The organism is Enterococcus sp. OL5, from assembly GCF_006491895.1.
GTDB classification, from domain to species: domain Bacteria; phylum Bacillota; class Bacilli; order Lactobacillales; family Enterococcaceae; genus Enterococcus_D; species Enterococcus_D innesii.
This window is the reverse complement of the sequence record NZ_VHIL01000010.1, coordinates 83464-95669: the sequence shown is the minus strand read 5'-3', so window position 1 is coordinate 95669 and position 12206 is coordinate 83464. Positions and strand designations below refer to the sequence as shown.

The following is a 12206-nucleotide window of genomic DNA, read 5'->3' as shown; positions in this document are numbered from 1 at the left end:
TTTCATATTTTCTCGAAAAATCCATCTTCTATTTTCCTATTGATAACATTTACTCCATCGATTGTTTGTCTATTTTCATCTGTAGCAAGACATAATTTTTCAACACTAGATACATTGATACACTTCCAGAAAAGAACAACAGAAACATCGGAAAAAGAAACCCTATACACGCTATGAAAATAAGCAAAGCCAAGACCTTGGCTGTTTGAACTGGAAATGCCAGTGCAAAGCATCCTGCCGAAAAAAAGGTCTGACACATCGATCTTCCCCAATAAACACTGATAGGAAACACATAGACAAGCATGGCTAAAGTACCAATAATCGCTAATAGTATGGGAATGCGTAGACCGATAAACAGCGGCTCTTCGGAGGTTAGAACTATGTGAAAATTGATCCCTAAGCTGCCGAGAATCAACCAACAGATGAATCCTAACTTATTGCTACGAAAAAATATTTTTTATTAGCAACTAAAGAAATCCTGTACTGTCCATTCGGTTTCACCATCAACGATGAAGCTCTTTAACAGAATGAAGCTAGTCATCGTAGCTGGAAAAAATCCAAAGAGACCAACCCCTAAAAGGGTAGACCCTAACCAGAGAATGTTGAGGTACGCAAATTTCATTATCCACTCTAGATACTGTGCCAGTTGATTGATTTTCACTTATTAATCATCCTTTTTTATCTATCCCTTGATCCCTGTCAATGTGATTCCTTCGATAATATAGCGTTGGGCAAACAAATAGACCAGAATAATTGGAATCACCGAAATCGTGGCACCTGCCATCATGTAAGACCAATTTGTCACATAGAGTCCTTTAAAGTTATTTAGCAACAAAGGAACCGTGAATTTTTCAGGCGTTGAAAGATAAATCAATGCATCCATGAAGTTATTGTACGTGCCCATAAAGATAAAGATCGTCATGGCTGCAAGCGCCGGTTTGATCAATGGTAATATGACACTCCAATAAATACGCGGGATGCTCGCACCATCCATCACTGCCGCCTCTTCTAATTCTTTGGGGATTCCTCGAATAAATTGTCTCAATAAAAAAACTGCAAACGCGTTAAATAAAGCACCAGGAATGATCAATGGCAAATGCGTGTTTAACCAACCTAACTTGTCCATAATCAAATACAATGGAATCATGGTGACTTGCTTAGGAATCATCATTGTCGCTAAAAATAGCAGAAACAGAGCCTCGGAGCCCTTAAATTTCAACTTTGCAAAAGCATAAGCAGCCATCGATCCAGTGAAAAGCTGACTAACAACGACGATGATCGTAATGTAGAAGCTGTTCCAATAGGCGCGACCAAAAGGCATCGCTTGCAATGAATCGAGGTAATTTTGCCAGACAATCGGATTCGGGAACCAAACAGGTGGTATTGCAAAAATCTGTGTCATATTTTTTAAGGAACTGCCGATCGTCCAGAGAAAAGGAAAGACCATCAAAAAAGAACCGATTGCTAGTAATCCGTGTAAGCACAATTTGCCTACGCTAATTTTCTTATTCTTCATAATGAACCCACCTTTTTTGCGCATAAAATTGAATCAATGTAAGAACCAAAATCGCTACAAACAGGATAACCGCGCCTGCTGCACTTGACCCAAAGCGAAAATCAATAAAGGCCTGCTGATAAATGTGATAAACAAGTGTATAACTGGCTTTCCCCGGACCACCTCGAGTAAGAACAAATGCTTGGTCAAACACTTGAAACGAACTAATAATCGCCATAATGGATAGAAAGAATGTGGTTGGTGAAAGCATCGGTAAAGTGATTTTAAAAAATTGCTGCAACTTACTGGCACCATCCATTTCTGCTGCTTCATAATAGGATTTGGAGATATTTTGAATACCTGCTAAAAAAATCACCATATTGTAACCTAGCTGCCACCAGATACTTAACATAGCGATAGACAGCATCACGATCCGAGTATCCGTCAACCAATTAGGTCCTTGGATACCGATCATCCCTAATACCTGATTCAATATCCCAATATCACCATTTAAAATCCACATCCACATGACGGACACAGAGACTGAGCTTGTCACAACCGGCATGAAGAAGAACAATCGATACACATTTTTTCCAGTACGTTTATTCAAAACGACCGCTAATACCAGCGCCAGACACAGACCGATCGGAACAGTGAATAAGGTATAGAGTAACGTATTGTATGTTGCTGTCCAAAAATCAGGATTGGCAAATTGATTGACATAATTCTGAATCCCTACAAACGTCCGAGCACCAAACCCATCCCATGACATGAAGCTCAAGCCAATTGCTATTGCCACTGGAATCAGAGAAAAAATGATGAGCCCCACTAATTGTGGCGTTAGAAATAACCAGGCCCATTTTGTTGTGCTTTTCCTCATCCTACCACCTCCTCATATAATAAGTATTGCTATGGTTGATTGGCTTCGATCAATTCATTGGCTGTGTTTTCCAAGCGTACTACAGCTTCATCAAGATCTAACTGCCCTAAGAAGAGTAGATCCAGAATACTTTCTAATTGATCACTTAGTCCTGGAACCAATCCTGTTTATCTTCTACTTTACCGATATCTCTGGCATCGATTAAATAGTTGGCATGCTCAGGTATCGTGGCATTTTCAATGATGTCATCTGCTGTCGTCACAGAAGGAACAGCATTCCCCTCATCTTCTAATCGATCCCGTTGTCCTTGCTCCGAAGTATAATAGGATAGAAAGCGCAACGCTTCTTCCTTATTTTTTGAATGATCACCTACTGCTAAATACGCGGTTGCAATAAAGCTAGGTTCGATTTGTTCACCTGTGTTAGTAGGATATGGAATGTAATCAAATTCTAATGCCTCATTTTCGCTGAACATTGGTGTAAACCACCGTCCCGCTGACACAAAGGCTGTTTGGTTGGACATAAACATGGCATCCCCACCTTGCCCTTCTGGCAAAGCCCCTGCATAGGTAAAATTCCCGTCAACTACATTTTTCGTCAAATAAGCAAAGGTTTCTATTCCTCGTTCATTTTCAGGTAAAATAAACGAACCATCGTCCCCATACATTTCTCCATCATTTGACCACAACCAACTGAAGTAGTGATGTGCACCATTTTCTAGGACATGACCATATTTTCCATTAGCAGTGACCGTCTCATTTATCTTTTGGAAATTATCCCAAGTCCAATTTCCAGATTCATATAACTTTTGCGGTTCGTTAGGATCAAGTCCTGCTTCTTCTAGCACCTTTTTGTTGTAATACAACAACATCGGATTCGAATCGACAGAAACACCGTAGATTTGCTCTTCTCTTCGAGCAGGACCCCAAATTCCTGAGGCAAAGTCATCAACTTTGACGTAGCTATCCTCTGATTCCAAGAAATCTGTTAATTCAATCAATCGTCCCGTCGCAATAAGTTGCGCCATTTGTACCTCCCCTACATAAAATAAGTCAGGAGCTTGACTTCCTTGCAACTGCGTGAGTAATTGCTGCGCATACGTATCACCAGGAGCAGGAATAAGTTCGATGGATACGTTTTCATTTCGTTTCATATAGGCATCAATCGCTCGCTGGTATACTTCTTGTTCTGCGGGATTTCCCCAGGCTGTCATGGTTAGCGAAATTTTTCCTTCGTTACTGCCAGACTCCCCTTGATTTGATTCATTGGAACAAGCCGATAGAAACAGGATACTGACAAAACAAACTACCCCTAGTAAACAAAATCTTTTTCTCACATAAATTCCTCCTTATAATTGTTTGGTTGAAAATCAACTAAAGCCTAAGCCTTTCTCGCAAACTTTGTCTGGAAATCAAGTGGTAACGTTTATAAAATTCCTCCTTTCTCTTTCACTTACTATGATCGATCAAAGTTTTATCATTGGTGCTGTTAGGAAAGTCTTAGGTGTGTGATGAAACTCTTGTCCAGTTCATGACTATGAGCATACCCTATTGAACTTTATCTTAATCATGAAGTTCCTTGGTAAGTTTAAAGATTAGTGTTGTATATGGACTTGCATTATCTGATTGATTTGACAACTAATGATAAAAAAGTAACTGGCAACAGCTGATTCCCATGGAAATAGATTGATCGAATGTATTTCTCAGCACATAGTCTCATTTCCATTTTTCAACCTATAACAGATTTAATCAAAATAGTATCTATTTTGTATACAATTCATCTTATCACAACAAAATAGATATTTAAACACTAAAATCTATTTTATATACAAAACATACCTATTTTGTATTCTGTGATACGCTTTTATAAAATAGGTATGAGAGGTGCAGAATTTATGTCCAAGCAAGAGAACTTATACGAATCCTCAAGAATAGGGGAAAATGTGGTTAATCTCAGAGAAAGTAAAAATTATTCTCAAGCGCATCTGGCAAAGCTAATGAACCTTAATAAAAATGTTCTCGGCAGAATTGAACGAGGCGAGCGACCGTTAAGAGATACCGAGATTTTAAAACTAGCAGAAATATTTCATGTGTCTACAGATTTAATTCTTGATAATCAAACCGAAGCTATCCCTGATTTACAAAAGAATTTCTTAGACTATCGAAATAGCAGTCAAAAAGATATTTATAAACAAATGTCGAAGTTTCTTGATTTTCTAAAAAAAGAACCTAACTTAACCTTCTCAGGAAAAGTACTTTCTAGTGAAGAGCGAAAGAACATCACTACGGCGTTTGAAGTGACGAGTCGTTTGATTAGTGAACAGTTATCTCGAAAATAGGATAGCAGTATCGTTGCATAAGACAATTTGAGAAGATTTTGAAAGAAGTAAGATGCCAATACATAAAAAAATAAGAAGTACTCAAGGATATTTCTTTTTCTTGAGTACTTCTTATTTATATATATGGTTGGGTTTCTTGTTACTTTTTTCATATTGAATTCATGCTTAAAGAAGTTTGGCGATTGACAAGAAATCCTAGTAATAAGGAGAGATACTACTTGAATTTTAATAGATATCCCTTATTGTTCTGATATAAAAAACAAAAAAGACACTTTCCAAAAGTCGAAAGTGTCTCTAATCTTTAATTGAATGGTACTCGATTTCTGAGAAATCTCCATCACATACTGTATTCGTAAGCGAATAAATTCGCAACGACCCCAATTAACGTTTTGAAAACTATGAAACCTTAAGAGATTTTTTAAGACCTGGTTGGATTTGCTAGAAATTAAATGATGTTCAAAACATTTGAAAGTAATGGTGTCAATTTTATAAAATACTGCGAGCTGAAACTGCAATTGAATAGAAATTTTTCCCTTAATGTTAATTTTAAAGTAGATAGAAAAATTTTAATTTAATTACTTTTTTTAAATAATGGAGTACTAGAATCAGGTGTTACTATGGGTGGTATAACTTTTATACTTAACGGCATAGAGAAATCTACTCCAGTTAGAATAGCCTCACCTTCTCCTAAAACAGGAAGATAAGCTAGAATGTCTGAATTGGCAGAGGAACAAGATTGCCTTATAGCTTCTTTATCATTGTAATTAATTAAGCGATGAACTAAAAAAGTACCCATCTGAGATAAAGTTCCTACTGGGATATCCCTTGGCATTTGTGTAGATATACAGAGAAATAGTCCATATTTCCTACTTTCCTTTGCAATTTGATCAAAAGCAGTCAAGCTAGCTGATTGAAAATAGTCATCAACGATCACTTTATTCAAAAATTGATGAGCTTCATCTAAAACAAGTACAATAGGATTCTCTTTAAACTTTTGATTTCTTGCTAGTTTTAAAAGATATTTCCCAATTGCATTTGCTAAGATTTCTCGTGCTTGAAATTCATAACCTAAACCCTCAAATCCTATTCTAAGAACAAAATTTTTCTGCTGTTCATCAGAAAGAAATCCTTCAATAATCTCAATCAGGTTAGCTTCTTTTTCCTGAGTATCATTAAAATCAAAAGATCGATCATATATCTTCGTAGTTACCAGATTAGTTATTCTAGAAGATAGTCCGTAACAAAAATTGGCATCACGTTCACTAATTGGGCCAAAAAGCTTGCTGTCACTATTATCTGTTGGATAGATACACTCATAGATAATTTGTTTGCTTAATTTTTTTATATTGATATTGATATCTTCTGACTCAATTACTTCAAAATTTTGTAATTGATATCTCTCAAAACTTTTTATTATCTTTTTCGATTTCTTAAGATGTCCAGATTCAATGTCAATAAAATCCTTTATCTGATCTCTAGTACTTGGCTTGTCAATTTTATCTTGATATATTTTTACTATTTTCAATGAACGTATTGCCTCAAGTAGCTTAGGTTTTTGTACACCCTCAGATGGTTTAATTAAAAAGAATAAATCCTCTTTTGTTAGATTTCTATATGGAAAAAAGCACTTTTTCCTATAGCAACAGATTGCACACTTTTTTTTATAGCCGCATACTCTCCAGTAGGATCTAACAAAATGACTTTAGACTTGTTATTGATCATACTTTCAATTAATTTTGCGATAGTCCAGCTTTTTCCCCCACCAGTTGTTCCCACTACTGCACAATGACGATTAAATAATGCCTGTTGACTCACACAAACCTCAGTTTCTGAATTAGATGTTAAATGGCCTAATCTAATATATGGAACATCCAAATCATTTTTTTGCCCAAATTTCATTACATATTTTTGAATAAAACTACTTGGACAAACAAAAACTTTAGCTCCTATATTAGGAAAAGCATTCAAAGTGTGTTGCGCATTTCCACTAAAATAATCAAAAGAAAGTAAAATTTCTACTTTAGCAGTTGGATGAAAATCCGAATTTTGAAATGATTTTTCCGATAACGTCAGTCTCTCTTTTTCAGGTAAGTCAATTTCTGAAATTTTGCCAATAAATCCAGCATTCTCTGCTTCAATAGTAACAAAATTTCCTACTAACCCACCATTAAATTCTTCTCCAGAAAAAATCGTTTTATTAAGCAAAGTAGAAGATGGGAAATGAACCTTGACAAATTGAGGACTTACGTGGCTAATATATCCAATAAAATAGTTATTATCAAATGGATTTTTTTCATTCATCCGAACTCCCCCATTTAGCCGATGAGTAAATTTCAGAATACGGATAACTATCTACAAATTCCTCAAATGTTTGCTTAGTCAATATTACATTCCCGGTTTGAGATACTTCTTTTTTTAAATCTTCATATTGATCCTCAGCATCTATATTCGGAGCTACGAATACTATTGTTATACTCGAGTTAACACTTAATGCTTCATAAATCATGGCATTAATATGTGCATCTCCACAACTATATCCAACAATTATAAGTAGTGTATTCTTGGCTCTAGTTTCTTGCTGAAATCTGCTCATCATTTCAAAAAAAGGCTGTTGATAGGAACTTTCATACTTATTAGAGCTTGGATAAATCATAAGTGGGTCTTCGGATTCATCGCTAATAATTACTTCATTGTTTTTAGCTAACCAATTTACTGAGCCATGGGGTTTATAAACATGAACTACATTCGGAACAAAGTTATCCTCCAAAACATTTTTATTAGTTATTCTAGTTACCACATCTAAATCAAAATTTGTTCCTTTGAATTTTCGAGGAAAATTAAAAGAAAAGCCATCAATAATCATAAATCCATTCTTTTCAGCTGCTTGTTCAAATAACGTATCATAGTTCAACGTAAACACTTTTGGTCTTGCATACTTAGTTTTCTTTGCTGCTAGCTTTCTTAAGAATTTGCGATGTGCGCTATTCTTTGGTAACTTAAGTGTGCAACTTTCTTTTACCATATTTCTAAGTTGCTTTATAAATTCCTCTACGTCTGTATCTCCAGTAACATATTGATATAATTGAGCATGTGTAAGAAGGAATTCTAAGTTAGTAGTTTCATTTTTAGGTTTAAACTCCTTGAAATTTATTTTATTACAAAAATCTTGCAAATGAGAATAACCGAATTTATTTACCGCTTCTTCCCATAAACCCGACATTAATTTTCCTTTTTTATCACCAATTCCAACTCCAAAAGAACTTCCTGCACCAGTCAAAACGATTGTATTTTCATATTGACGTTTTAAGTGTTTCTGCAAGGCTTCACCTCTCAACCTGATAGCGACTTGCTCCCAAGTTTCATTGTCCTTTTTTTCTTCATTAGAAATTTTTTTACCGTTTACTTTAACATATTCTTCAGTGAACTCAATATCATTATTGTATTCAATATATATTTTCTCGCTCAACAACACACCTCCATTTTGTCATTTTAAAATAAGATTCGTATTTTCTTATTCTAAAATAATGACTTTCGTTATAGTTTCATTTGTAACAAAATCTATCTGACCCAACGGAATTCCAAACCATTCTCTTGGAACTATTATTCGACCATTTATTCCAACTTTCACAACATCTAATTTAAATTCTTTTAATATTTTATAAACAGTATTATCAAATTTTGCTAAATCTACATTGAAATCATGGTACTTAGTTATGCAAATTTCTGTTAAACATTTCAAGAAAGTGATTCATATTTTTAGAAATCCTTCATCCACAATTTTTTGTTTAATCACATCATTTTCTTTTAGCCAACCATGGAAAGTATTTTGTTTCAGCTTATATCTCTTTTTTATTTAGTGTATCTTCATTTACAATTTTGAAGCTTCTCCTTCTTTTCTTACCTAGTTTAATCAAAAGTAATTATAATTTGTTATATTAGTATAGTTAAAATTTATTCAATATCTTCGAATTGCTTTATAGTTTTTTTGTAGCACTCCTCTTTGAATATATCAAATGTTCTATATAACATTTGTTTTGCACTTTTACTGTTTATTTTATCCTTGCATTTTATATTAATAAACTTAAACACAAATTCCGACTGAGGTTCTGGTAATGGTTGACCACGCTTAGTTGGGAATTCAATCTCTACTATACATTCACCAGAATTAGATCTAGTTTTAAATTTATAATTTATCTTCAAAAGAGATATTACTAAAGAAGGATGGTATGTATTATCTTTTAATATATCTGTTTCATGAAGTGCCTTTCCTTCAAATTTCATGTTAGATACTCTATCTTCCATCCATTTAAAATCTCTCGGTAATTTTTCTTCCACTTCTGAATCTAAAGATATTTCAATGTTGGTGATTTCATCAAAAGTAAATGTATCTCCAATGTCTAAACTATCATCAACAAAATTCAGCAAAAAATTGATTCGAGAACTGTTTGTAAAATCTCCAAATTTTATTCCTATCCCTTTCTCATCTTCTATAAATGATTCTTCTTTTAGAACAGAAGCTACCTTTTTTATTAAAAGAGCATTTAATTCCCTAGTTTCTTCAGCTGAATGCTCACTAGAAATCATTAAACTGTTTTCGTCTTTATTTAAGCAAATATCCAATGAAGCTTCATGAATACTGACCTGATCAAACCAATCCTTAGTTAAATCTGTTCGCCTAATTTTATAAGACATATGAAGCTGATTATTATTGTTTTCATACCTATTAAACTTATTTATATCAAGGATTTCATAGTTTTCGAGCTCCCACTTTTTTAGGTCTGCCATTTCTATTTCATTTAGTTTTGGAACTATTTTAATGAGGTTATTATCAGTAGTATAAACATAATTTTTACTTTTTCTTTTTGGAATAGCTTCTTTATTCTTTTGTTTTTCTTTCAACTCTTCAAACTCTTTTGGTGAAAGTAAAGATGTTAAGAGCAACGGCAAAGTCTCATCCTTATTATAAGAACTTACAAATATCCCTTTCTGAGCCAGTGTATTTTTTAAATCACTTGGCGTTAAAACTTTTGATGATGCAACTAAAGGTTTCAAAGTATTCCCAAACGGAAGTATTGTCTCAACATTTTGCATTTCATCACTCATCTTAATTCCTCCCCAAAGATGCTATGTTCTCATTATAAGAACCTACTACTACTTTACTTGTAAAATCTTCATCTTGAAAATTTTTTTTAACTCTCTGGACGGTGTTTTTCCCATATAAATGATTATAGTCAGGATAGAGAACAAAAGTTTGAGCCGGCCAAGCTTTAGCTAACATTTTTGTAAAACCCAATGAACGTTTTAAAGAATCTTCACTAAAATTTTCATTTAAAAAAACAGCTAGATAGTCTTTTCCATCTTGTTGAGCTCTTATAGGTAATATATTTGTATTAATCAGCTGTACTGGTAAGATTTTTCCACACTCCCTTGACTCTGCTGGATTAGTGTGATTAAAACCCGTAAAATGATACTCAAATTGATAATCATCGTATGTTTTTTGCGCATACCTAATAGATCGAAGCATAAAATTCAATTTGTTATTATCAACTAAATACACTGGTCCATAATCTATCTTATCTGTATTATTAAAATTTGAAACATCCGCTATTATATCTCTAGTATCATCTGAGGCTTGAGAAATCCAAAATATAACCCCAAATGTTTTTCTTTCTTGAATATTTTGAGGAATTTTCCTATCTACATATTTACTGTCATATGGGAAACACTCCATTCCCTCGGAAATATCTTTTAAAAAACCTTTAAAGAGACTTGTAGGACTTGATGGATATTCATTTGTAGTATGTTTTACTGAAATTAAAATATCTTCTTGTGTATGTTGTTTTAACAACTCACTTTTATATCCATAGTATCCATCTATCCCATGTGATTCCGATTTCCTATTATGCTGTTCATGTACACAATCAATTGTAATTCCTTCTTCCAAACTACTCCATCCAATCAATTGTAAGAAATTTGATATAATTTTTTCTCCAAACTCTCCCGAATTTTTTGACTTTTCACCAGCCATTATTAAGCCCTCCTTACTTTTTAGAATTAAAGAAAATTTTCACAAAGCTCATTCCCGTATCATTATCGTATCCTTCTTCTAAATATTCAAAATTAGTAATACGTAAATCTACACCTGTATCTAGTCTCATCTTACTAACTATATTTTGTTTAGACTTTTGTAAAGCGCTTTTAGAAACTTCAAACCTCTCCATTGGCTGTAACTCGTGCTTCTCTTCATATTTCTGTTTGAATTCTGTATATTTCTTTTTATCTTCAATACTGGGTAAAACTTTTTCTAAGAATTCTTTATTATCAAATTCTCTATTTTCATTTATATATTCATATGTCTTTTTCTTAAATTCCAGGACTTTTTCCGGTTTCTTTTTCAATTCAACTTCAAGGATTTTTTTTGAGAATTCATCATTAATTTTAAGTAATTCTTTGGTTTTAAATTCAATATTTTGATGTCGCCTAACATTCAGAAAGTTTATTTCCCAATATTTTGCAATACTCTTATCTGTTTTTGCAGAAGAGTCTATAATCAAAACTTCATAATTAGTATCATAATCACTGCTAATGACTAAGCAGCCTTTGTCTATTTTATTCAGATTCAGACCTTTTTCATAAGAAAAAGAAAAGCTTCCTCCATCTTTATCAACTTTCAAAAAAGTATCTTTATTTTCTGCTTTAAATATACCTGCTACTTTTACAGTATTACTTTCATCTGTAAAATACACCATATAAAAATCCCCAGATTTTATATTAGGATGATCTGAAGAATTGTATAAATGCTTTACTATATTTACTGACTGCTCATAAAATGATGCTGAATTTTCAAAAACTAATTTCGTAAAATGATAAACTTCATTCAAACTGATCTCGCTATCGTGGTGAAAATTGTAGGTATCCTTATCTACAAACAATTGTAAAAAATATTTTTCTAGAATCATTTTTAAATTATTGTCCTCAATTGACACCAATTTTTCAGAAATTTGATATCCTTCATTTCGGACTTTATTTCCAACTTGATGTATGACTACTTTTTCTAAAAATAATTTATCAAAATCAATCATTTTCTAATCCTTCTCTCTTCTAATTAAATAACTAATATTTACCTTGAAATTTCTGCGATTTTACCATCCCCTCTTTTCAGTTTTAAATTGCTTGTGAAAACTTGTTTAAAAGTGCTTCATTCTTGCACTACATTATTATCTTATTTAACAAATATCCTTTTATTTTATATCTACTACCTATTATACCCTATAAACATTCATATTGAAGATAAAATTAATGATGTGACTTCATTGAATAAACTCAATAGCGTTGTCAATAATCAAAATTCCAGAAACTCTAATAGATAAATCAATACATAATTCGTATTTTTTCCGTTAACTAATTCACTTAATCACAATAATTTAATATTAGATAGTCTATAAATCTTATTCAAAGAAAATACCATACTTATAATGTTTTCTATCTCATAA

13 protein-coding genes are annotated in these 12206 nt (G+C 33.0%); 1 reads left to right on the top strand and 12 read right to left on the bottom strand.

The features are described from left to right. Positions 1-2: 2 nt before the first annotated feature. The 6 genes from FJU10_RS19410 to FJU10_RS12290 all read right to left on the bottom strand — a co-directional run bounded on the left by FJU10_RS19410 (position 3) and on the right by FJU10_RS12290 (position 3711). Positions 3-257 carry a hypothetical protein gene (locus tag FJU10_RS19410; RefSeq protein ID WP_223273053.1) on the bottom strand — a complete coding sequence of 85 codons (255 nt, stop codon included), beginning with the start codon at positions 255-257 and terminating at the stop codon, positions 3-5. 203 nt (positions 258-460) lie between these two features. Continuing rightward, the gene (locus FJU10_RS19405) at positions 461-622 is read right to left on the bottom strand and encodes a YesL family protein (protein ID WP_223273060.1); all 162 of its coding nucleotides are present in this window, start codon (positions 620-622) and stop codon (positions 461-463) included. Between the two features lie 60 nt (positions 623-682). Beyond that, positions 683-1516, bottom strand: coding sequence for a carbohydrate ABC transporter permease (locus FJU10_RS12300; protein WP_005233037.1), 834 nt, complete (start codon positions 1514-1516; stop codon positions 683-685). Continuing rightward, complete coding sequence (locus FJU10_RS12295; protein WP_005230425.1) at positions 1506-2375, bottom strand: carbohydrate ABC transporter permease; 870 nt, start codon at positions 2373-2375, stop codon at positions 1506-1508. Before FJU10_RS12295 ends, FJU10_RS12300 begins: the two co-directional genes overlap by 11 nt. Positions 2376-2404: 29 nt before the next feature. Next, the gene (locus FJU10_RS19715) at positions 2405-2536 is read right to left on the bottom strand and encodes a hypothetical protein (RefSeq protein WP_262984564.1); all 132 of its coding nucleotides are present in this window, start codon (positions 2534-2536) and stop codon (positions 2405-2407) included. Then, positions 2521-3711, bottom strand: a complete 1191-nt coding sequence (locus FJU10_RS12290; protein WP_223273052.1) for an ABC transporter substrate-binding protein — start codon at positions 3709-3711, stop codon at positions 2521-2523. Before FJU10_RS12290 ends, FJU10_RS19715 begins: the two co-directional genes overlap by 16 nt. Positions 3712-4269: 558 nt before the next feature. Between FJU10_RS12290 and FJU10_RS12285 the strand changes: the two genes are divergently transcribed. Continuing rightward, a complete protein-coding gene (locus FJU10_RS12285; RefSeq protein ID WP_223273051.1) occupies positions 4270-4713 on the top strand; it encodes a helix-turn-helix domain-containing protein in 444 nt (147 codons plus the stop codon). 571 nt (positions 4714-5284) lie between these two features. Here the strand turns inward: FJU10_RS12285 and FJU10_RS19400 are convergent. The 6 genes from FJU10_RS19400 to FJU10_RS12255 form a co-directional block, all read right to left on the bottom strand. Continuing rightward, a complete protein-coding gene (locus tag FJU10_RS19400) occupies positions 5285-6238 on the bottom strand; it encodes an ATP-binding protein (protein ID WP_223273050.1) in 954 nt (317 codons plus the stop codon). A 77-nt stretch (positions 6239-6315) separates the two neighbouring features. After that, entirely contained in the window at positions 6316-7014 is a 699-nt protein-coding gene (locus FJU10_RS19395) for a helicase HerA domain-containing protein (RefSeq protein ID WP_223273049.1), read from the bottom strand. Next, the gene (locus FJU10_RS12275; RefSeq protein WP_223273048.1) at positions 7007-8179 is read right to left on the bottom strand and encodes an SIR2 family protein; all 1173 of its coding nucleotides are present in this window, start codon (positions 8177-8179) and stop codon (positions 7007-7009) included. The genes FJU10_RS19395 and FJU10_RS12275 overlap by 8 nt, the downstream gene beginning before the upstream one ends. 485 nt (positions 8180-8664) lie before the next feature. After that, positions 8665-9816: a hypothetical protein gene (locus FJU10_RS12265; protein ID WP_140966055.1), complete on the bottom strand. Its 1152-nt coding sequence runs from the start codon at positions 9814-9816 to the stop codon at positions 8665-8667. Position 9817: 1 nt separating this feature from the next. Next, a complete protein-coding gene (locus FJU10_RS12260) occupies positions 9818-10741 on the bottom strand; it encodes a hypothetical protein (RefSeq protein ID WP_140966054.1) in 924 nt (307 codons plus the stop codon). 13 nt (positions 10742-10754) lie between these two features. After that, positions 10755-11795: a nucleoid-associated protein gene (locus tag FJU10_RS12255; protein ID WP_140966053.1), complete on the bottom strand. Its 1041-nt coding sequence runs from the start codon at positions 11793-11795 to the stop codon at positions 10755-10757. Positions 11796-12206 lie beyond the last annotated feature (411 nt).

What these genes read in the sequence shown, in the direction of transcription:
- FJU10_RS19405 (WP_223273060.1), bottom strand. Translation starts at nt 622, where the DNA reads ATGAAATTTGCGTACCTCAACATTCTCTGGTTAGGGTCTACCCTTTTA.
- FJU10_RS12300 (WP_005233037.1), bottom strand. Translation starts at nt 1,516, where the DNA reads ATGAAGAATAAGAAAATTAGCGTAGGCAAATTGTGCTTACACGGATTA.
- FJU10_RS12295 (WP_005230425.1), bottom strand. Translation starts at nt 2,375, where the DNA reads ATGAGGAAAAGCACAACAAAATGGGCCTGGTTATTTCTAACGCCACAA.
- FJU10_RS12285 (WP_223273051.1), top strand. Translation starts at nt 4,270, where the DNA reads ATGTCCAAGCAAGAGAACTTATACGAATCCTCAAGAATAGGGGAAAAT.
- FJU10_RS19395 (WP_223273049.1), bottom strand. Translation starts at nt 7,014, where the DNA reads ATGAATGAAAAAAATCCATTTGATAATAACTATTTTATTGGATATATT.
- FJU10_RS12265 (WP_140966055.1), bottom strand. Translation starts at nt 9,816, where the DNA reads ATGAGTGATGAAATGCAAAATGTTGAGACAATACTTCCGTTTGGGAAT.
- FJU10_RS12260 (WP_140966054.1), bottom strand. Translation starts at nt 10,741, where the DNA reads ATGGCTGGTGAAAAGTCAAAAAATTCGGGAGAGTTTGGAGAAAAAATT.
- FJU10_RS12255 (WP_140966053.1), bottom strand. Translation starts at nt 11,795, where the DNA reads ATGATTGATTTTGATAAATTATTTTTAGAAAAAGTAGTCATACATCAA.